Origin of the sequence: Allomesorhizobium camelthorni (assembly GCF_011045125.1) — a bacterium.
GTDB classification, from domain to species: domain Bacteria; phylum Pseudomonadota; class Alphaproteobacteria; order Rhizobiales; family Rhizobiaceae; genus Allomesorhizobium; species Allomesorhizobium camelthorni.
Window position 1 is genome coordinate 1 of the sequence record NZ_JAAKZF010000086.1, and the last position, 21423, is coordinate 21423.

At 63.5% G+C, this 21423-nt stretch carries 19 protein-coding genes and 1 tRNA gene; 13 read left to right on the forward strand and 7 right to left on the reverse strand.

The features are described 5' to 3' along the window. A partial coding sequence (locus G6N73_RS29795) for a calcium-binding protein (protein ID WP_165033583.1) occupies positions 1–1618 on the forward strand: 1618 nt, incomplete at its 5' end. Positions 1619–1969: 351 nt separating this feature from the next. Here the strand turns inward: G6N73_RS29795 and G6N73_RS29800 are convergent. Next, positions 1970–2044: transfer RNA gene (locus G6N73_RS29800), tRNA-Val, on the reverse strand. 172 nt (positions 2045–2216) lie between these two features. Then, positions 2217–2900, reverse strand: coding sequence for an HAD family hydrolase (locus tag G6N73_RS29805; protein ID WP_165033584.1), 684 nt, complete (start codon positions 2898–2900; stop codon positions 2217–2219). Between the two features lie 160 nt (positions 2901–3060). Between G6N73_RS29805 and rpiA the strand changes: the two genes are divergently transcribed. The 4 genes from rpiA to G6N73_RS29825 all read left to right on the forward strand — a co-directional run bounded on the left by rpiA (position 3061) and on the right by G6N73_RS29825 (position 7371). Next, positions 3061–3759 (forward strand): ribose-5-phosphate isomerase RpiA, encoded by a 699-nt coding sequence (gene rpiA / locus G6N73_RS29810; RefSeq protein ID WP_165033585.1) that lies wholly within the window; start codon positions 3061–3063, stop codon positions 3757–3759. An 18-nt stretch (positions 3760–3777) separates the two neighbouring features. After that, positions 3778–4356: a DUF2059 domain-containing protein gene (locus tag G6N73_RS29815; protein WP_165033586.1), complete on the forward strand. Its 579-nt coding sequence runs from the start codon at positions 3778–3780 to the stop codon at positions 4354–4356. Between the two features lie 101 nt (positions 4357–4457). Next, entirely contained in the window at positions 4458–5849 is a 1392-nt protein-coding gene (gene gor, locus G6N73_RS29820; protein ID WP_165033587.1) for a glutathione-disulfide reductase, read from the forward strand. Positions 5850–5997: 148 nt separating this feature from the next. Next, entirely contained in the window at positions 5998–7371 is a 1374-nt protein-coding gene (locus G6N73_RS29825; protein ID WP_165033588.1) for a class II 3-deoxy-7-phosphoheptulonate synthase, read from the forward strand. Between the two features lie 56 nt (positions 7372–7427). Here the strand turns inward: G6N73_RS29825 and G6N73_RS29830 are convergent, their stop codons facing one another. Next, positions 7428–8495, reverse strand: a complete 1068-nt coding sequence (locus G6N73_RS29830) for a GGDEF domain-containing protein (protein ID WP_165033589.1) — start codon at positions 8493–8495, stop codon at positions 7428–7430. A gap of 330 nt (positions 8496–8825) precedes the next feature. Between G6N73_RS29830 and G6N73_RS29835 the strand changes: the two genes are divergently transcribed. The 7 genes from G6N73_RS29835 (at position 8826) to G6N73_RS29865 (ending at position 16351) form a co-directional block, all read left to right on the forward strand. Continuing rightward, the gene (locus G6N73_RS29835; protein ID WP_165033590.1) at positions 8826–9209 is read left to right on the forward strand and encodes a GFA family protein; all 384 of its coding nucleotides are present in this window, start codon (positions 8826–8828) and stop codon (positions 9207–9209) included. 111 nt (positions 9210–9320) lie between these two features. Beyond that, entirely contained in the window at positions 9321–9680 is a 360-nt protein-coding gene (locus tag G6N73_RS29840; RefSeq protein ID WP_165033591.1) for a diacylglycerol kinase, read from the forward strand. Positions 9681–9725: 45 nt separating this feature from the next. After that, entirely contained in the window at positions 9726–10310 is a 585-nt protein-coding gene (locus G6N73_RS29845; RefSeq protein WP_165033592.1) for a hemerythrin domain-containing protein, read from the forward strand. A 69-nt stretch (positions 10311–10379) separates the two neighbouring features. Continuing rightward, complete coding sequence (locus G6N73_RS29850; protein WP_206079168.1) at positions 10380–11093, forward strand: DNA-3-methyladenine glycosylase I; 714 nt, start codon at positions 10380–10382, stop codon at positions 11091–11093. Positions 11094–11180: 87 nt separating this feature from the next. Further along, entirely contained in the window at positions 11181–12890 is a 1710-nt protein-coding gene (locus tag G6N73_RS29855; RefSeq protein WP_165033593.1) for an NAD+ synthase, read from the forward strand. A gap of 66 nt (positions 12891–12956) precedes the next feature. Continuing rightward, positions 12957–14183, forward strand: coding sequence for an MFS transporter (locus G6N73_RS29860; protein ID WP_165033594.1), 1227 nt, complete (start codon positions 12957–12959; stop codon positions 14181–14183). Between the two features lie 365 nt (positions 14184–14548). Next, the gene (locus G6N73_RS29865) at positions 14549–16351 is read left to right on the forward strand and encodes an ABC transporter ATP-binding protein (RefSeq protein WP_165033595.1); all 1803 of its coding nucleotides are present in this window, start codon (positions 14549–14551) and stop codon (positions 16349–16351) included. A gap of 26 nt (positions 16352–16377) precedes the next feature. On the opposite strand, the gene G6N73_RS29870 is transcribed toward G6N73_RS29865, so the two are convergent. Both G6N73_RS29870 and G6N73_RS29875 read right to left on the reverse strand, forming a co-directional pair. Then, positions 16378–16662 (reverse strand): type II toxin-antitoxin system RelE/ParE family toxin, encoded by a 285-nt coding sequence (locus G6N73_RS29870; RefSeq protein ID WP_343044791.1) that lies wholly within the window; start codon positions 16660–16662, stop codon positions 16378–16380. Positions 16663–16675: 13 nt separating this feature from the next. After that, a complete protein-coding gene (locus G6N73_RS29875; protein WP_165033601.1) occupies positions 16676–16957 on the reverse strand; it encodes a type II toxin-antitoxin system ParD family antitoxin in 282 nt (93 codons plus the stop codon). 420 nt (positions 16958–17377) lie between these two features. Between G6N73_RS29875 and gltX the strand changes: the two genes are divergently transcribed. Next, positions 17378–18751: a glutamate--tRNA ligase gene (gltX, locus tag G6N73_RS29880; RefSeq protein ID WP_165033596.1), complete on the forward strand. Its 1374-nt coding sequence runs from the start codon at positions 17378–17380 to the stop codon at positions 18749–18751. Here the strand turns inward: gltX and G6N73_RS29885 are convergent. Then, the gene (locus G6N73_RS29885) at positions 18669–19826 is read right to left on the reverse strand and encodes a DUF2865 domain-containing protein (protein ID WP_165033597.1); all 1158 of its coding nucleotides are present in this window, start codon (positions 19824–19826) and stop codon (positions 18669–18671) included. The genes gltX and G6N73_RS29885 overlap by 83 nt on opposite strands. Before the next feature lie 79 nt (positions 19827–19905). Continuing rightward, on the reverse strand, positions 19906–21423 hold a 1518-nt coding region (locus G6N73_RS29890), incomplete at its 5' end, for a phosphate acyltransferase (RefSeq protein ID WP_165033598.1).

Consider the following 21423-nt stretch of genomic DNA (forward strand, 5'->3'; position numbering starts at 1 on the left):
CATATTTTTTCCTGGAGAGGTCTATCCCGAAGAGTACACTCCTCCGATCCCAGGTTTAGATTTCAATCCAAGTTTTGGTGAGTTGATCGACCTCGATGGCTCGTCCGTTATGTCGCAAAGTGCTACGGAAGAGGTTGTGCAACTGGCGAATGGCCTCAAACTCAAGCTAATCGGAACAGGTTTCACCTACGATGCCGAAGGCCGGGCCACAGGCGGCACATTGACGTCGCTCCAGCTTCTCCAGAACGACGGGGCCACATTGGTGCAATCGCTTACGGGCCTCGATTTGTCATTCGAAGATGCTCACGATGCAATGGAGAGCTTCGACGCCTGGGGGCTGTCCCGCTGGCTGATGAATGGTGACGATGTCCTCAACGGATCTGCTGGCTGGGACGACATGTTCGGTCACGCCGGCAACGACATACTCAACGGAGGGGACGGCGACGACTATCTCGTTGGAGGTTCCGGAGTCGACACTTACAACGGGGGCAACGGCTCCGATCAGATTTCGTTCTCAGACGCATATGACGATCCGACAGCATTGCGTGGCGTGACGATCAATGCGGTAATGCAAACAGCAGTCGATCCTTGGGGCAACAGCGAAACTTTCACCAGCATCGAGTCGTTTCGTGGAACGCAGTTTGCCGACGTTATGACCGGATCTGCCGGTGACGAGCAGTTCATGGGGCTGGGTGGCCGCGACAACATCGACGGCGGCGCCGGCATCGACACAATCCGCTATCACCGGGATGCCAATCACGGCGGAAATCTTGGCGTATCGGTAAACCTTACGTCAGGCGTTGCCATCGATGGCTTTGGCAGCCGGGACACGTTGTCCAATATCGAGAATGTCCGTGGAACCAATTTTAGCGACACACTTGTTGGAAATGCTGTCGACAATGAGCTGCGTGGCGACGGGGGCAACGACTTGCTCGATGGTCGGGGAGGGGCTGATTCTATGCGCGGCGGCGCCGGCGACGACATCTATATAGTTGCGGCTGCAGGCGACACCACCGTCGAGAATGCCGGCGAAGGTACAGACACCGTGCGCTCCTACATCAACTGGACGCTGGCCGCCAATGTCGAGCGGCTGGAAATGCAAGCCTCCTCGAACCTCAACGGAACCGGCAACAGCTTGAATAACACGCTGGTCGGCAATTCCGGCAACAACGTACTCAGCGGCGGCGACGGCAACGACTACGTTGTGGGCGGCGCCGGCAATGACACGCTGAACGGTGGCGCCGGCAATGACCGCCTGATCGGCGGTGCAGGCAAGGATACGCTCAACGGGGGTACGGGAAACGATACTTTCGATTTCGATGCCGTTTCCGACAGTCCGGCCGGACCGGCGCTTCGCGACTCCATTGTCGGCGGCTTCAGCCACGGCTTCGATCATATCGATCTTGCGACCATCGACGCCAACACGCTCGCCGGCGGCAACCAGGCGTTCTCCTTCATCGGCAGCGCGGCATTCTCCGGCGTGGCCGGCCAGCTTCGCTATACCAACTACAGCGGCAACGTCATCATCGACGCCGATCTGAACGGCGACTCCACCGCCGACATGCAGATACTGGTCGCCGGCACGAACTTCATGACGGGCACCGACTTCATCCTCTGAGGCAGCCCATCGACGTGGATTCGCTCATGCGCCCGGTGCGAAGCCGGGCGATCGCGGCCCCCGCTAGATGTAAGGGGCCTCGTTCCAGGCGGCAGCGAGGCCGTGGGGCTTCGTATGCCGGCTGTCGTCATCAAGATCCAGCGCGTGCCGTGTCGCGCGATGGATGAGCGGAAGCATGGAAGGGCAGCGTCGAGACACTGGGCGATCTCCGCGCCGGCGGCATGGGGCTTTACGCCGCGTGGCAGCGGGCCATGGGGCACCGCTCCGCCGTCTGCGTCGCGAGGTTATCGGCAATGTTTCGATCGAGATCCAAGAACAAATGCTGAAACCGCGTACGGGATTTGCGGAAAATGGTGGGCGATGCAGGGATTGAACCTGCGACCCCACCCGTGTGAAGGGTGTGCTCTCCCGCTGAGCTAATCGCCCGCCGGGGTCAAAACCCCGGAACAGGCGGCGATATAAGGGAGGGGAAACCCGGAAGTCAATCGCCGCAGCAACAAATCCGTCATGCATCGCCTGCGGAGGAACTGCGGGGCGTCACCGGGAATCCGCCGGGTGTCAGCGCGTCGGTCCCTCGACCAAGAAGACAGCGAAGCAGTCAGGCGTTGGCCGTCTCTATCAGCCGCCCGGCAAGGTCGAGCGTCAGTTCGTCGAAATGCGAGATGACCACGGACGGCTCGAATTCCCGCACATGCCTGTCCGTATAGCCGAAATCGACGGCCACCACCGGAATGCCGGCGGCCTTGGCCGTGTCTATGTCGGTCCGCGAATCGCCGACCATCACCGCCCGGCCAGGGTCGCCGCCGGCCTTGGCGATGGTCTCGAGAAGATGCCGCGGATCGGGCTTGCGGAACGAGAAGGTGTCGGCTCCGCATATGGCTGCAAAATGATGCGTCATGCCGAGCGCGCCGATAAGCTTGCGCGAAAAGGCCTCGGTTTTGTTGGTGCAGATCGCCAATTTGAACCCAGCGCTCTCGAAGCGGTCGAGTGCTGCCGGAACCTCGGGGTAGGGGCGTGACTTGCCAGGGATGTTGGCGCCGTAGTGCTCGAGGAAAAGCACAAACAGACGGTCGTGCTCGTCGACCGTCAGCGCCTTTTGCTGCGCGGCATAGGCGCGTTCGATCATGACGCGGGCGCCATACCCGACATATTGGGTGAAGCCCGCCGTGTCAGTGTGGGCGACGCCGCCCGCGCCCAGGCAATGATCGAGGCTGTCGAGCAGGTCGGGCGCCGTATCGATCAGCGTTCCGTCGAGGTCGAATACGATGATGGGCTTGCGCATCAGAAGTCTCGGCGACCGACGGGTTGGCGGGGCGATAATGAAGGCGATAGCTTGCGAGCCGCCCCGGCGCAACCTGTTCCCGCCTCCGTGCACAAGACCTTTGCCCTGTCCAGCAAAGATGATAGGAGCGCCCGACGCAATTTTGAGGCGGCGAACAGGCATGGATGCAAGGGCGTTGAAAATCGAGGCTGCGCGCGCGGCCCTCGGCCATGTGGCGGACGGGATGCGGCTCGGCATCGGCACCGGCTCGACCGCCGAAGAATTCGTGCGCCTGCTCGCCGAAAAGGTCGCTGCCGGCATGAACATCGTCGGCGTGCCGACTTCGGAGCGCACGGCGGCGCTCTGCCGCGAACTCGGCGTCCCGCTATCGACGCTCGACGAAACGCCCGGACTTGACCTCACCATAGACGGCGCCGACGAGGTCGATGGCCAGCTTGCTCTGATCAAGGGCGGCGGCGGAGCATTGCTGCGCGAAAAGATCGTCGCCGCCGCCTCGGCGCGCATGATCGTGATTGCGGACGAATCGAAGCTCGTGGACGTGCTGGGGCGGTTCCCGCTGCCGATCGAGGTGAACAGGTTCGGTCTCCGCGCGACCAGGCTGGCGATCGCTCGCGCGGCCGATGCGGCCGGGCTTTCAGGCCCGCTGACATTGAGGATGACGAATGGCGAGCCGTTTGTTACAGACGGCGGTCATTTTATTATCGACGCATCTTTTGGCCGCATTCCCGATCCAAGAGCGCTATCAAATGGTCTTCATGCCGTTCCGGGCGTCGTCGAGCATGGCCTGTTTCTGGGCCTCGCCGACGCCGCGATCATCGCCGGCGCCGACGGCATCCGGACGGTTCATGCGGCAAGCTAAACAGGAGTTCTACCTATCATGACGCTGGTCCACCGCGTTCGTCGCCTGTCCACCGCACTGGCGGCTTCGGTCATTGTTGCAACCGCCTCTCCGGTCTTCGCGCAGGAGATTTCCGACGCCCACCTTCAGGCTGCGCGCGAGGCGGTGGATGCGATCAACGCCACCGACATGTTCGACGGCATCCTTCCCGCGGCTGCCGCCGCGCTGAAGTCGACGCTGATCGAGAAGAATCCGGACCTGCAGGAACTCATCACGGCGACCGTCGACCAGAAGGCGCTCGAAATGGCCGGCCGCCGCGCCGACCTCGAAAAGGAAGCCGGTCTCGCCTACGCGCGGGTGTTCCCCGTCGAGGATTTGAACGCCATCGCCGCCTTCTACAATTCGCCGGCCGGCAAGAAGCTTTTGGCCGATGGCCCGATCGTGACCCGCGAGGTCACCAAGGCCGCCGACATCTGGCAGCGCGGCATCGTGCGCGATCTCGCGGAGGTGGTGGGCAAGTCGCTCAAGGAAGAGGCAGATCGCCGCGCCAAGGCCGCGCCGGCCACCGAAGGCGCCGCTCCGGCTCCCGAAGGCGAAGCGCCCGCCGCGGCGAACTGAGCGCATTTCGCTCGAACAATACTTGTTGAAAAGCCCGGCCGATCGCCGGGCTTTTCTTTTGCCGGGCTGCCTCGTAACAGTGGGGCGAAGGGGGCGACCAGATGGCTCAATACGACTACGACCTTTTCGTCATCGGCGGCGGCTCCGGCGGGGTGCGCGCCGCGCGGCTTTCGGCGGCTCTCGGCAAGCGCGTCGGCATCGCCGAGGAATACCGCTTCGGCGGAACCTGCGTCATCCGCGGCTGCGTGCCGAAAAAGCTGTTCGTCTACGCCTCGCAATTTCCCGAACACTTCGAGGATGCCGCAGGTTACGGCTGGACCGTCGAGCCGGCGCGGTTCGATTGGCGCACGCTCGTCGCCAACAAGGACCGCGAAATCGCGCGCCTGGAGGGGCTCTATCGGCAGGGCGTCGAAAGCGCCGGCGGGGAGGCGTTCCAGACCCGCGCGGTGCTGGTCGACAGGCACACGATCCTGCTCGAAAACGAGAACCGGACGGTTACCGCCGGCCAGATCATGATCGCCACCGGCGGCAGGCCGAACCCCCATCTGGCGCTGCCCGGCCACGAGCACTGCATCTTCTCCAACGAGGCCTTCGACCTGCCCGAACTGCCCAAGGCGATCGTGATCGCCGGCGGCGGCTATATCGCAGTCGAATTCGCCAACATTTTCCACGGTCTCGGCGTCCACACCACGCTGATCTACCGCGGCAAGGAGATACTCGGCCGTTTCGACATGGATTTGCGGCGCATGCTGCACGAGACGATGGAGAAGAAAGGCATCCGCATCATCTGCCATGAAATATTCAGCGCGATCGAGAGGCGCGGCGACGGACGGCTCGATGCTTATCTGCAGGGTGGCGAGGTGCTGGTCGCCGACCAGGTAATGCTGGCGCTCGGCCGCATCCCGAACACCGAGGATCTCGGCCTCCAAGCCGCCGGCGTCGAGAGGGGCAAGATCGGCGAGATCCTGGTCGACGACTATTCGCGCAGCAATGTCGAGAACATCTGGGCGATCGGCGATGTGACCAACCGAGTCCAGTTGACCCCGGTGGCCATCCACGAGGCGATGTGTTTCGTCGAGACCGCCTTCAAGCACAATCCGGTCGCGCCCGACCACGACTGCGTCGCGACTGCGGTGTTCTCGCAGCCCGAGATCGGCACGGTCGGCCTCTCTGAAGACGAGGCGGCCCGGCGCTTCCACCACATCGAAGTTTATCGCGCGACGTTCCGGCCAATGCGCCACACGCTGTCCGGCCGCGACGAGAAGATGCTGATGAAGCTGATCGTCGATGCCCAGACTCGGCTTGTGCTGGGCGCGCACATCCTCGGCCCGGACGCTGGCGAAATGGCGCAGCTTCTCGGCATCTCGCTCAAGGCCGGGCTCACCAAGGACGATTTCGACCGTACCATGGCGGTGCATCCGACTGCGGCCGAGGAACTTGTGACGATGTACAAGCCGTCCTATCTCGTGAAGAACGGCGAGCGGGTGGGTTAGGCTGATGGTCGGCGCAAATGCCGCTTCGATTTCCGCCCAACTCCGGTCTAGAATAGGCTTACGGCTTCCTGTATAGAGCCGCGTTCCCGAAAAACGGGCAATTGCGGGGGCGAAACCGCCCCTGGTTAAACGAGCGTTGGATACGGCAATGACGAAATGGTCCCCGAATTCCTGGAGAGTGAAGCCTATACAGCAGGTCCCGGCCTATCCGGACCAGGCTGCGCTTGCCGAAACCGAGGCCCGTCTCGCAACCTTTCCGCCGCTGGTTTTTGCAGGTGAGGCGCGCAAGCTGAAGAAGCAGCTTGCATCCGTCGCTGCCGGTGACGCATTCCTTCTCCAGGGTGGCGACTGCGCCGAGAGCTTCGCCGAGCACGGCGCCGACAATATCCGCGATTTCTTCCGCGTGTTCCTGCAGATGTCGGTGGTGCTGACATTCGCCGGTTCTCAGCCGGTGGTGAAGGTCGGCCGCATCGCCGGCCAGTTCGCCAAGCCGCGCTCCTCGGAATTCGAGACCAAGGACGGCGTCTCGCTGCTCACCTATCGCGGCGACATCGTCAACGGCACCGCGTTCGACGAGAAGTCGCGCACGCCCGATCCGGCGCGCCAGGAAATGGCCTACCGCCAGTCGGCGGCGACGCTGAATCTTCTGCGCGCCTTCGCGCAGGGCGGCTACGCCAGCCTGGAGAACGTGCACAGCTGGATGCTCGGCTTCGTCGCCGACAGCCCGCAGGGCGAGCGCTACGAGGCGCTGGCCAACCGCATTACCGAGACCATGGACTTCATGAGTGCGGTCGGCATCACGTCCGAGACCAATTATGCGCTGCGCGAGACCGATTTCTACACCAGCCACGAAGCGTTGCTGCTCGGCTACGAGGAGGCGCTGACCCGCATCGATTCCACGTCAGGAGACTGGTATGCGACTTCGGGCCACATGATCTGGATCGGCGACCGCACCCGTCAGCCGGACCACGCGCATATCGAGTACTGCCGCGGCATCAAGAACCCGCTCGGCCTGAAATGCGGCCCGTCGCTGACCGCCGACGGCTTGCTTGAGCTCATCGACCTTCTCAATCCCGAGAACGAGCCGGGTCGGCTGACGCTGATTGCGCGCTTCGGTGCTGACAAGGTCGGCGAGCACCTGCCGAGACTCATCCGCGCGGTGAAGAAGGAAGGCCGCAACGTCGTCTGGTCGTGCGATCCCATGCACGGCAACACGATCACGGCGGCAGGCTACAAGACGCGGCCTTTCGACCGTATCCTGCGCGAGGTGCAGAGCTTCTTCGAAGTGCACCGCGCCGAAGGCACGCATCCGGGCGGCATCCACATCGAGATGACCGGCAACAACGTCACCGAATGCACGGGCGGCGCGCGCGCCATCACGGCGGAGGAGTTGCAGGATCGCTACCACACCCATTGCGACCCGCGGCTCAACGCCGACCAGGCGATCGAACTGGCTTTTCTGGTGTCGGAACTGTTGAAGAAGAACTCCGGCGCGACGGAAAAGAAGGTCGTCAACGGCTGAGTTCGGTCCTTTGCATCAAGGCGCTGGCTGAACCAGCGCCTTTTGCATCCGACCGCTCAATCCTTCCTGTAGAGCAGCCAGCTCTTCAGCGGGCGGTCCTGGGTCGCGGCAAATTTGGTCACCCGGTTGCGGCCGTTGACCTTGGACCGGTAGAGCGCCCGGTCGGCCTTGGCGTAGAGGTCCTCAGCGCTTTCCGCTTCGGACGCCATGCAGATGCCCATCGAGATCGTGATCGGCCCGTAATTGACGCTCTGGCTGGAAAACCGCGTCTGCTCGATCAACAAGCGGATGCGCTCGGCAAATTCGAACGTCGCCTGTTCGCTGACGCCCTCGACGATCAGCGCGAATTCCTCGCCGCCGGTTCGCGCCACGAACATGTCCTGCCGGATGCTGGTCCTGAAGATGTCGGCGATGGCCTGTATGATCTTGTCGCCCACCGGATGGCCGTAGCGGTCGTTGATTTCCTTGAAGCGATCAATGTCGGCAAGGATCAGGGCATTGAACAATATGCCCGAATTGCTGTTGTAGATCTTGGCGATCCGCGTGTCGAAGGCGCGGCGGTTCCAGATATGCGTGAGCGGGTCCGTATCGGCCAGCCTCTTATATTCCTCGAGCTTCGACTTCACGCTTTCCAGTTCGGCCGACTTGTCGCGCAAGGCGCTTGCGACCTGTTTTCCGTGATCGATCGTCGAGTTCGTCGCCACCGACATGACGCCGACGATCTTCTGGAGAAGATCCTTGGTCACCAGCGAGCGGTTGCTCAGGCCGTCGGACGTCTCGCCGAGAATCTGTCCGTACTTTTCGATATGGCTGCGCTCGTTGCGCAGGATGCCGGCAATGTCTTCCAGCTCCTTGGCGATCACTTCGCGCGCCTGTGCGACGACGCCCTGATCGTGGTTCTGGGCGAAATATTTGCGGCCTATCCGGTCGAGGTCGTCCTGCGTCGGCCGGTTGCCCAGCCCGACCACATCGAGGCTGAGATTGTGGTTCGATCCCGTCAAGGCCTCGTAGAAAATCTCGTAATTGCGGGGCAGCCCCGCCACGCCCATCTGCCTCATCGTCGTGACGACGCCGGTAACGATGTCGTTGTGGACGTCCTCGGTCGGGGCGATGGCAGGCTGCATATTTGCTTCACTTACCCGTTGAGAACACGAAACCGGCGTCGCCCAGGAGGCGCGCCGATGCAAATCGTTACCGGTCGGGAGCCGCCAGTATTCGGCGCCGGCAAAAACGCGCCCCCGATCAGCGCTCCTGCCGGGAGCTACTTACATGCATTTACGCTAAAGTTTCCTTAATTGCGAAGCATACGGCGGCGAGTTGCCCGGCGGGTGCAATTGCGGTGGCGCTGCGCCTGGGCCGAATGTCGCAATCGTGGGATCGCGGCCGGACGAACGCCGCCATCCTGCGGGTCCGGAAAAGTGGGCCGGGCGATAAAGGCTGAGGGAGCAAACTGGATGACCGACCTGCATAGCGGTTCGTGCCTTTGCGGCGCAGTTCGCTTCACGGCGAAAAGGCTGTTGCGCGGCGTCCTCTATTGCCACTGCTTGCAATGCCGCAAGCAGAGCGGGCATTTCTACGCCGCGGCCAAGGCCGCCGACGCCGACCTAGTCGTCGAGGGCGGGGAGGAGATCACCTGGTATGCCGCATCGCCCGAGGCGAAACGCGGATTCTGCCGGTCGTGCGGCTCCGCTATGTTCTGGAAGCGCAACGGCCTCGACGAGACCTCCATCCTGGCGGGCGCATTCGACAAGCCGACCGGGCTTTCGGCGGTGGGCCACATATTCGTGGCCGACAAGGGCGACTACTATTCGATCGACGACGGCCTGCCGCAGGACTGAACGCATCGCGCCGCACAGCGCAGATTTCCAGCAAGGCGATTGCCATCTGTTCCAGCCGGCTGAACTTGGCTAAATGATCCGCTCCCGCGAATCGGAGAGGGATCCTTCGCAATGCAACGCCTGATCAGCGCCTTCCGCAATTCGGTGCGCGCCTTTCGCCAACTTATCCGCCACGAGACGGCCTTCCAGCAGGAAATCCTGCTGCTCGCGCTCGCCATCCCGCTCGCCTGGTTCGTGGCGACGTCCTGGCACGGCTACGCGCTGCTTATCGGTGCGGTCCTGCTCCTGATCATGGTTGAAGTGCTCAACACCGGCATCGAAGCGGCGTGCGATGCGGTGTCGCGCGAGTTCAACATCGACATCCAGCTCGCCAAGGATTGCGGGTCTCTGGCCGTGCTGATCTCGATCGTCCTTGCCGGCGGCGTCTGGGGCATCGCCATCATCGAGCGGTTCACCGGCCTTCCGCTTTGATCCGGGCTACCTATATGCTCGGTGCAATCGGAACCCGCCGCAGTCATGACCGACATCGCTATCGAACTTGAAAGCCGGCCCGGCCTGCCGCAGGATCTGCGCTGGCTGGTCGAAAAATATCCGCGCGAAGACTGGCAGGCACATCCCAACCTTGCCGGCATGGCCTCGTTCTGGCTGCAGCGGCATGACATGTTCCGCGAACTCGGCGGCGTTTTGACCACGATCATCGGCGACTATCGCGAGGGCCGGCGCACCGCGCCTGAATTCGCGCGGCAGTTTGCGCCGCGCCTCAACTTCTTCCTTGGCGAACTCGACGGCCACCACAATGTCGAGGATCAGCACTATTTTCCGGTGTTCGCCAAAGCCGAAAGCCGGCTGAAACGCGGCTTCGACATTCTCGATGCCGATCATCACACCATCCACGAAGGGCTCGAACGCAACGCGGAGGCCGCGAACGCTTTCCTCCGCGCGCTTTCCGAGAACGAGGACAGGCAGCGCTTCGCCGCGGACGCCTATGCCGACGAGAATGCGCGGCTTGTTGCCATGCTGACCCGGCATCTGGCCGATGAGGAAGACCTGATCATTCCGCTGATGCTCGACAGGGGCGACAGCGGGCTCGGCATCGGTTGAGCGGACGGGAGATTGGCGTAGGCATGGCGGCTGTCGTAAGCTCCGCCGCCCGAACGGAGATCTTGAGTCATGCTGTCCTTCGAGAAGATCCGCGCCCGCGCAGCCAGCCGCAAGGGCGGCGATGCGGTGCTGGCGTCGCTGCTCGGTCCGGTGCCCGACAATGCGGCGCTGGCCAAGGTCACCGACGACCGGGTTCTGTCGATCATGGCCGAGCGCGTCTTTGCCGCCGGTTTCGTCTGGCGGGTGATCGAGCAGAAATGGCCCGGCTTCGAGGAGGCGTTCCTCGGCTTTGAGCCGAAGCGCCTGCTGTTTCAGCCGGAAGACTTCTGGCACGATCTGGCGTCGGACAAGCGTATCGTGCGCAACCCGCAGAAGATCAGGTCGGTTCGCGACAACGCTGCCTTCGTCGAGCGCATGTCGCAGGAGCATGGCAGCTTCGGCAAGTTCCTCGCCCAGTGGCCGAAGGACGACCAGATTGGCCTGACGGCGTTCCTCGGCAAGCATGGCAGCCGGCTCGGCGGCAATACCGGCCAGTATTTTCTGCGCTGGCTGGGTTGGGACACGTTCATCATCTCGCAGGATATGGTGGCCGCGCTGCGTGACGCCGGGCTGGACATCGCCGAAAACCCGACCTCCAAACGCGACCTGGCCAGAATCCAGATGCAGATGAATGCATGGGCGCGCCAGACCGGGCTGCCCTACGCTCATCTTTCAAAGATTCTTGCAATGTCGATCGGCGAAAACCGTTCACCCGAGGCGATCCGCGAATATACCGGCGAGTAGCGTTCGCGCGCTGCCAGACGCGCGGCCCGGCAGTGGCTCAATCGAACGGCATTGCCGCGGATTTGCCGCCACGCTAAACCCGTCAGCATGACCAAACCAGCGCCAGACACCCTCCGCATCGCGGTAGCCCAGCTCAATCCGATTGTCGGCGATGTCGCCGGCAATCTCGCCAAGGCGCGCGAGGCGAGGGCGGATGCCGCCCGCCACGGCGCCGACCTGGTGCTCTTTACGGAGCTCTTCATCGCCGGCTATCCGCCGGAAGACCTGGTCCTTAAACCGGCCTTTCTCGCCGCCTGCGAGCGCGCGGTGAACGATTTCGCGGCTGACACCGCAGATGGCGGGCCGGGCGTCATCATCGGCACGCCGCTGAAGCGCAAGAGCGGCACACATAACTCGATCATTTTCGCCGATGGCGGCAAAATTCTTGCCGAACGCTATAAGCTCGACCTGCCGAACTACGGCGAGTTCGACGAAAAACGCGTCTTCCAGGCCGGTCCCGAAATTCAGGGGCCGGTCAATTTCCGCGGCGTGCGCCTCGGGATTCCGATCTGCGAGGACGTCTGGGGCGATGTCGCAGTCTGCGAGACGCTCTCCGAAAGCGGAGCGGAAATCCTCCTGGTGCCGAACGGCTCGCCCTATTACCGGGACAAGGTCGATGTCCGCCACCAGGTCGTGATCCGGCAGGTCATCGAATGCGGCCTGCCGATGATCTACGCCAACCAGCTTGGCGGCCAGGACGAGCTGGTTTTCGACGGGGCGAGCTTCGCCATCAACGCCGACAGGACGCTCGCCTTCCAGATGAGCCAGTTCGAGGAAACGGTCGCCGTCACCAAATGGCGCCGAGGCGGCCGCGACGCCGAAGGCGCGCAAAACAGGGACCACGGCTGGGTCTGCGCCGACGGCCCGATGTCGAAAATCCCGGAAAAGGAAGAGGCGGATTATCGCGCCTGCATGCTCGGCCTGCGTGACTACGTCAACAAGAACGGCTTCAAGAATGTCGTGCTCGGCCTGTCCGGCGGCATCGACTCGGCGATCTGCGCGGCACTTGCGGTCGACGCCCTGGGGGAGGAGCGGGTGAGGGCGGTGATGATGCCCTATCGCTATACTTCGGCGGATTCGCTGAAGGATGCCGAGGATTGCGCCCGCGCGCTCGGCTGCCGCTACGATATCGTGCCGATCTTCGAGCCGGTCGACGGCTTCTCGCACGCGCTCACCCAGCTTTTCGAGGGCACCGGTGAGGGCATCACCGAGGAGAACCTGCAGAGCCGCGCGCGCGGCACCATACTGATGGCGATCTCCAACAAGTTCGGCTCGATGGTGGTCACCACCGGCAACAAGTCGGAAATGTCGGTCGGCTACGCCACGCTCTACGGCGACATGAATGGCGGTTTCAATCCCATCAAAGACCTTTACAAGATGCAGGTCTACGCCCTGTCGCGCTGGCGCAACGGCCATGTTCCGCCCGGCGCGCTCGGGCCGTCCGGCGAGGTCATCCCGAAGAACATCATCGACAAGGCGCCGTCCGCCGAGTTGCGTGAGAACCAGACCGACCAGGATTCCTTGCCGCCCTATCCGGTGCTCGATGACATCCTCGAGTGCCTGGTCGAGGGCGAGATGGGCGTCGACGCGATCGTGGCGCGCGGCCATTCCCGCAAAACCGTGCATCGCATCGAACACCTGCTCTACGTCGCCGAATACAAGCGCAGGCAGGCCGCCCCGGGTGTGAAGATCACCAGGAAGAATTTCGGTCGCGACCGCCGCTACCCGATCACCAACCGGTTCCGGGACCGCGGGTAGGACGCACCGCCGCCGCAAAATGCAATTCTTGGGCGGCCACGACCGAACCCTCAGCGAAAGGCTGCCATGACCTTCCTCGCCTTCCTCCGCGACAATGCGCGCTGGCTCGCCGGCGGCTTCCTGCTGACCCTGTTCTCGTCCTTCGGGCAGACGTTCTTCATCTCGCTTTCGGCAGGCAATATCCGCGAGGAATACGGGCTTTCGCATGGCGGCTTCGGAACGCTCTACATGGCCGCGACGCTGGGCAGCGCGCTGACCCTGCCGCGCCTCGGCCAGATCGTCGACCGCTACAGCGTGAAGCACGTCGCGCTGTTCATCATCCCGATGCTGGCCTTGGCCGCCGTCTCGATGGCGTTTTCAACCAACGTCCTCCTGCTCGCTTTCACCATCTATCTTCTGCGCCTGTTCGGGCAGGGCATGCTGACCCACACCTCCTTCACAGCCATGGGGCGCTGGTTCTCGGCGCAGCGGGGCCGCGCGGTTTCGGTCGTGACCCTCGGCCACAATACCGGCGAGGCGATTTTCCCGCTGATCTTCGTGGCGGTCGCCGTCGCCGTTGGCTGGCGCAACACCTGGCTGATGGCTGCCGCGGCGCTTGTTCTGGTGGCGCTACCGGTGATCGTCTCGCTGATTGCGGTCGAACGTGCGCCCCGCGCCTCCGACCCTGTCGCGCGTGTTTCCGACGCCCGCGACTGGACCCGGGCCGAAGCGCTGCGCGATCCGGTCTTCTACCTGCTGTTCCTCGGCGTCATGGCGCCTTCCTTCATCGGCACCGTCATTTTCTTCCACCAGGTCTATCTGGTCGAACTGCGCGGCTGGTCGCTCGAGGTCTTCGCCGGCACCTTCACCCTGATGGCCGTCATGACCGCCACATTCGCGCTGATCTCCGGCCAGCTCATCGACCGCTTTTCGGCGGTGGCCCTGCTGCCGGCCTTTCTCATTCCGCTGGGAGCCGCGTGCCTGATCCTCGGCTTCTTCGACGGCCAGTGGAGCGCCTTCGCCTTCATGGCCTTGCTCGGCGTGTCGTGGGGCTTCGCCTCGACGCTGTTCGGCGCGCTTTGGCCGGAAATCTACGGCACCAGGCATCTGGGCTCGATCCGCGCGCTGGCGGTGGCGATAATGGTCTTCGCCAGCGCCATGGGACCGGGCCTCACCGGACTGCTGATCGACCTCGGCGTCAGCTATCCCGGCCAGATCATCGCGATGGGCATCTACTGCTTCGCCATTTCGCTGGTGATGCTGCAGGTTTCACGCCGCGTCAGGGCGCGTGCAACGCAACCCCTCGCGGTCTGACGGCGCAACCCACTGTTGCAGGAATGCCTCGCTGATTGCGCCACTTTCGCTTTTCACGACGCGGCGGGTTGGCGAAGCTGCTGGCCTTCATTATAAGCATTTCTCCCGCTGATCCCGTTTGGGAGGGTACGAATGGCAGGATTTGACACGTTGATGCCGGGCCGCGAAGCCTAGGTTCCAAACGCCGCCCCGAAGGTTCCAACCTTTCGGGCATCACGAACCCGTTTTCGCCTGCCCCGGTCGCCGCCTCACCTGAGCCCGGCTGCCAAATCGGTTCGACCCCGCATTGAGCGACGATTTCGTGCTCCCGCGGTGTTTCATTTCCACTTTTTCCGGGATCGGGCAGTTTTGCGCCCGAAAGGACCATGACTCGTCTTCGTTTCAATCTGCGCGGCGGCGCGTTCCGCAGCGTTCTGGGTTTCACCGCCGGCCATTGGCGGCATCAGCCGATCCGCCTCGCCGTGATCATGGTGGCGGTGCTCGTCTCCACTCTGGCCGACGTGCTGACGCCGCTCTATTCAGGCCGGCTGGTCGACGCCGTCGCCAGCGGTGCTGCGACCGACATCGTCGCCTGGAACGCCGCGACCGCGGCCTTCTTCATGCTGATCGCGCTTGCGCTCGGGGCCATCGTGATGCGCCATGTCGCCTTCATGGGCATCATCGACCTGACGCTGATCATGATGGCGGACATCGCCGCCGACGCGTTCCACCGCGTCCAGCGGTTTTCCACCGACTGGCACGCCAACAGCTTCGCGGGCTCGACCGTGCGCAAGGTGACGCGCGGCATGTGGGCGCTCGACCTCTTGAACGACACGATCCTGGTGGCGCTGTTTCCCTCGCTCGTCATGCTTGTCGGCTCGACGCTGCTGCTCGGCTGGTACTGGCCGACGATGGGCGTCATCATCGCGGTCGGCTCGCTGGTCTATGTGGCGCTGACGATCGCGCTGTCGCTCGGCTTTGTCGCGCCGGCGGCGAGCCTCGCCAACCGCTGGGACACGAAACTCGGCGGCGCGCTGGCCGACGCCGTGAGCTGCAACGCCGTGGTCAAGGCTTTCGGGGCCGAGCATCGGGAAGACGGCCGGCTCGCTGCGATCACCGGCAAATGGCGCGACCGCACGCGGCGGACCTGGGTGCGCGGAACCATCAACGGCACGACCCAGGGGTCGACGCTGCTTGTCCTGCGTGTGGCGGTGATCGGCTTTGCCCTCGTCCTGTGGTCGCGCGGCGAGGCGAGCGCCGGCGACATCACCTTCGTGCTGACCTCGTTCTTCGTGCTGCAGGGCTACCTGCGCGATGTCGGCATGCATGTGCGCAACGTGCAGCGCTCGGTCAATGACATGGAGGAACTGGTCGATATCCAGCGCCAGCCGCTCGGCATCGAGGATAGGCCGGGCGCGAAGCCGATCGAGATCGAGCGCGGGCGCATCGAATTCGACAAGGTGACGTTCCACTATGGTACGCATCCCCTGCCGCTCTATCAGGATTTCTCGGTCACTATCGAGGCCGGCGAGCGGGTCGGGCTGGTCGGGCATTCGGGCTCGGGCAAGACGACATTCGTCAAGCTCATCCAGCGGCTCTACGACCTGAGCTCCGGCCGCATCCTGATCGACGGCCAGGACATCGCCCAAGTCACCCAGGCGTCGCTGCGTCAGCAGATCGCCATCGTGCAACAGGAGCCGGTGCTGTTCCATCGGTCGCTGGCCGAGAACATCGCCTATGCGCGGCCCGGCGCCTCGCAGGCCGAGATCGAGGAAGCGGCGAGGCTCGCCAGCGCCCACGATTTCATCGCGAGCCTGCCGAAAGGCTACGGTACGCTCGTCGGCGAGCGCGGCGTGAAGCTGTCAGGCGGCGAGCGCCAGCGCGTCGCGATCGCGCGGGCGTTCCTCGCCGATGCACCGATCCTCATCCTGGACGAGGCGACGTCGAGCTTGGATTCGGAATCGGAGGTGCTGATCCAGCAGGCGATGGAGCGGCTGATGGTCGGACGCACGACGCTGGTCATCGCGCACCGGCTGTCCACCGTGCGCGCGCTCGACCGCCTGCTCGTCTTCGATCGCGGCCGCATCGCCGAGGAGGGCGATCACGACCAACTGATCCGGCTCTCCGGCGGCATCTACCGCCGGCTGTTCGAGCGCCAGGCGCTGGAACTGACCAAGGGCATGATCTGAGAAGAGGGGCGGGGCGGGATAGGCAGTTACGCGCCGAATTCCACCTGCCGGCCTGCATAAAGAACTCTCAGGATGACTACACTATCGCCCTCTACCAAGAAGGCGATGCACGCGCTGCGTTCGAAGCCGATAATGCGCAGTCCGGGCTTGATATCCTCACGGATAGTTCCCCTTTCGGGAAACACATCAAGTCCCGCGAGGAACCCGATGATGCGGTTCACATAGGCTTGGGCTCGCGCGACTGACGCTTGGCTGCTTACGAAATCGAAAATGTCGCGCAGGTCGGCTTCCGCCTCGTCGGTAAGCCGCACCTCGAAACGCAGGCTAGCGGACTTTCTTGGCAGCGGAATCCATATGGTGCTGAACGCGGCTCGCTACTTCTGCGAGCGGCTTGGCCCGTTCCGGATTTGCCTTATGCCTGTCATAGGCTGGGGCGACTTCTTCCCGCAACCATTTCTCGACCGCGCCTTCCCGTTCCTGCAGGGCGCGAAGGCCTTCGCGGATGACTTCGCTTTCGGACGCATAGGCGCCAGACGCGACCCTTTCCTTGATCAGTCTGGCCATCTCTACCGGCAACGTAATGCTCAATTGTTGAGTGGATCGCATGGCCGCTCCAATACGCCCGAAATTCCAAATCGCGATAGGATTAAATCCTATATTCATTATGGACGTATGAGCGGCCGCTGCAAGATGCAAGTCTTCAGTAGGCATCATCTGGAATGTGGGAACCCGCACGCCAAGGGCTCTGAAGGCAAAGTGGAAGTGAAGCTCGTCATTCCGGGGCCGCGGAGCGGAACCCGGAATCCAGAGCGTCGGCAAAGGAAACGGAATGCGCATCCGATGCGATCGGGGTGTCAGATAACTGGACTGAAGTCAGCGTCTGGATTCCGGGTTCCGCTGCGCGGCCCCGGAATGACGAAGGAAGACAGGAGCTATGCTCGAGATTAGGGCATGCCCGGGCGGAACCTCTCGCCTGCCGCCCCCTAGTCTTGCCAAGGCCATATCCTTCCGCTAACCCCGCAAACCATGACTGTCACAGTTCGTTTCGCCCCGTCGCCGACGGGCCACATCCATATCGGCAATGCCCGGACCGCGCTGTTCAACTGGCTCTTCGCCATGAAGCATGGCGGGCGCTTCATCCAGCGCTTCGACGACACGGATTTCGCGCGCTCCAGGCAGGAATATGCCGACGCGATCCTCTACGACCTGCACTGGCTGGGCATCTTTCCCGACTCTACCCAGTACCAGTCGCGGCGCATCGAAAACTACGACGCCGCGGTCGAGAGGCTGAAGGAAGCGGGCGTTCTCTACGCCTGCTACGAGACGCCGGAAGAGCTCGACCTGCGCCGCAAGGTAAGGCGCACGCGCGGCCTGCCGCCGGTCTATGGCCGCGAAGCGCTGAAGCTCACCGCCGACGAGAAGGCGGCTTTCGAGGCGGACGGGCGTCGGCCGCATTGGCGCTTCCTGCTGCCCAACTTCGATGCCGACCCGTTCGAGCCGCATCGCACAGACGTCGTCTGGACAGACGTGGTGCGCGGCGAAGAAACCGTCGATCTCGCCTCGCTGTCCGATCCGGTCCTGGTTCGCGAGGACGGCACCTATCTCTACACGCTGCCCTCTGTCGTCGACGACATCGATATGGGCGTCACCCATGTCATTCGCGGCGACGATCATGTCACCAATACCGGCGTGCAGATTGCGCTGTTCCGGGCGCTCGGCGCAGAGCCGCCGGCCTTCGGCCACCATAATCTCTTGACTACCAGCTCGGGCGAGGGGCTATCGAAGCGCAGCGGCGCGCTTTCGATCGCCGGCTTGCGAGAATCCGGGCTGGAGCCGATGGCGGTGGTCTCGCTCGCCGTGCTGATCGGCACCTCGGAGAATGTTTCGGCCGTCGCCAGCATGGCGGAACTCGCCGAACGCTTCGACCCCGCGGCAACGTCGAAATCGGCATCCAAATTCGACCCGGACGAGCTGATTGTGCTCAATCGCGCGCTGCTCCACGAAACGCCGTTTTCGGAGGTGCAGGACCGGCTTTCCGCGCTCGGCATTTCCGGGGAAAAGGCCGAACCGTTCTGGCACGCAGTGCGTGGCAATGTGGAAAAGCTATCGGATGCAGTGGCTTGGTGGAAAATCCTCAAATTCGGTCCGCAGGAACTTGCCGAGCTTTCCGACGAGGATAAGGACTATGTCCGTGCAGCGTTCGATATCCTTCCCGAAGAACCCTGGGACGCTTCGACCTGGAAGGACTGGACGGATGCGGTGAGGAAGGAAACGGGACGCAAGGGCAAGGCGTTGTTCATGCCGCTCAGGCTCGCGCTCACCGGGCTTGCGGCCGGTCCGGAGCTCGCAGATCTATTGCCGCTTCTGGGTCGGGAAGGAACCTTGGCCCGACGACCCTGACCTTGCGGTCTGCGTCGGGTTCGACCGCGACTGCCTCCGGCTTTGTTTCGCCGACGTCCACAGCCTTTGGGGCAGGAGCCTCCCGCTTTGGTTCGGACGGCGTGACAAACGATCCGCTTTCGGCGGGAGCTTCATCGCCCGCAGGCGGCTTGCCCGCAAGCACCTCGAAATCCCTGGCGGGATTGCAGCCGCAGCCTTTCGGGCGCGGAGCATCAACGCTTTTGTAGAGGTAGGCCGACGGCAGTTCTAGATAGCGGGCTCCGGTAACGGTCGAGATCATCGCCGCAGACTCGTCGGCTCCGGGCGCAAGAGCCCGGTTCGGGTCAGCTTCATGGAAGAAGACCTGCATCTCGGTTCCCGGGCAGCGCGCATCGCATTCCTTCTGGTCGCGCTCGAAGTCAGCGAGCGAGGCCGCATAGGACATCGGGAAGAAATAGCCGTCGCAGGTACGCACGCAGGTCGTCCTGTAGCTTCTGCCCAATTCATGCAGATCCTGCCCGTGGCCGCCATTGAGCACGCGGCGGATGCGCTCTTCGAGATCCCCGTCGAGAGGTTGCACGGCATCAAAACCGGTCGACCGGTCTGGTGCATCCTCTCCATCGTCGATTGCCGGCGGTAGGCGTCGCTCGGCAACCGCATCGTCGCGGCAGCCATTGGCGTCGAGTGACGCAAGCAGGCGCGCCCGCGATTTTTCTCCGCCGTTACTGGCCAATTGCCCGCGCTTGCGCTGCAGCGCCTCGAGATTGAGCGCCATCTTCTCGATCGTCGCATTCAGCGTAGCGCATTGCTTTACGCCGTTGCCGAGCAGTGAGAATCCACATCTTTGCCCGCGCGCCTGATGCCGCGCCTTGACCAGTTCATCGCGCTGCCGGGCGATGGCGTTGTCATATTTTTGGAGGGCGGCGGACCCGCCTGGATTTGCCGCCGCGGCAAGCTCGGCTTCAAGTTGTCGGCATAGCCGGCTCTCAGCGAAAGCCGGCGCGGCTGTCGCAATGGCGAGCGCGACGGCTCCCAGCGCCGTGGCTCGTCTCAGCGTTCGTCCGCCCGCCGCCATCCGTGCCGATCCCTCCCCCATTGCCGTTCGCCACTCACGCGAATCCCGATGCGGAAGGTTAGCTGCTTCTTCGGCGTCTGGCCATTTCCGGGCCCGCCGCTCAACCCGTCCTTAGCGTCGCGACAGCTTTCTGGGAGGCTTCGACGACCGCCAGGGCAGTCATATTGACGATGCCGCGCGATGTGACCGACGGCGTCAGGATGTGCGCCGGCTTGTCCGTGCCGAGCAGGATCGGCCCGACATGCAGTGCGTCCATCATCTCCTTGACGGTGGTAAGCGCTATATTGGCCGAGTCGAGGTTCGGGAATACCAGCAGGTTGGCTTCGCCCTTCAGCGCCGAATGCGGGAAGACGCGCTGGCGCAATATCTCCGACAACGCCGAATCGGCATGCATTTCGCCATCGCTCTGCAGGTCCGGGGCGATCTTCTTCAGGATCTCCGCCGCCTCCCGCATCTTCAGCGCGCTCGGCGAATCGCGCGAGCCGAAATTCGAGTGCGACAGCAGCGCTGCCTTCGGTTCGATGCCGAAGCGGCTGATTTCCTCGGCCGCCAGCACCGTCATTTCGGCGATCTCTTCCGCCGTCGGATCCACGCTCACATAGGTATCGGTGAAGAAGGTTGCGCCGCGCGTCGAAATAAGCATCGAAAGCGCGGAGAGATCGCGGTCGCGGGCGCCTTCGCGGGGTCCGATGATCAGTGTGACGTTGCGCAGATGGCGCTCGAACCGGCCTTCCAGCCCGCAGATCATCGCATGCGCGTCGCCCCGCTTCAGCGCGAGCGCTGCGATCACGGTTGTATTCGTGCGCACCAGGGTGCGAGCGGCTTCCTGCGTCACCCCGCGGCGGCCGCCCAATTCGATCAGGAGGTCGACATAGTGGCGGTAGCGCGGGTCGTCCTCTGGGTTGACCAGTTCGAAATCCGTTCCCGACCTGATGCGCAGCCCGTAGCGCTTCAGCCGCACGTCGACGACATGCGGCCGGCCGATCAGGATAGGCTCGGCGATGCCTTCCTCGATCACCACCTGGGCGGCGCGAAGAACCCGCTCGTCCTCGCCGTCGGCATAGATCACCCGCTTCGATGCTGCCGTCTTGGCCGTCGAGAACACCGGCTTCATCACCAGGCCGGAGCGGAAGACAAAGCGGTTGAGCCGATCGATATAGGCAGGGAAGTCGGTGATCGGCCGTGTGGCGACGCCGGTCTCGCACGCCGCCTTGGCCACCGCAGGCGCGATCCTGAGGATCAGCCGGGGGTCGAAGGGCGAGGGGATCAGGAAATCCGGGCCGAAGGTCGGCGTCTCGCCGGAATAGGCGCGGGCCGCGACGTCGGACGGTTCCTCCCGCGCCAAGGCTGCGATGGCCTTCACCGCCGCCATTTTCATCGCCTCGTTGATGGCGCTCGCGCCGCAATCCAGCGCCCCGCGAAAGATGTAAGGAAAGCAGAGTACGTTATTGACCTGGTTGGGAAAATCCGAACGCCCGGTGCAAATCATCGCGTCCGGCCGCGCCGCGCGGGCCTCCTCAGGCATGATCTCGGGGTTCGGATTGGCGAGCGCCAGGATCAGCGGCTTTTCCGCCATGTGCTTCAACAGTTCGGGCTTCAGCACCCCGGCGGCCGACAG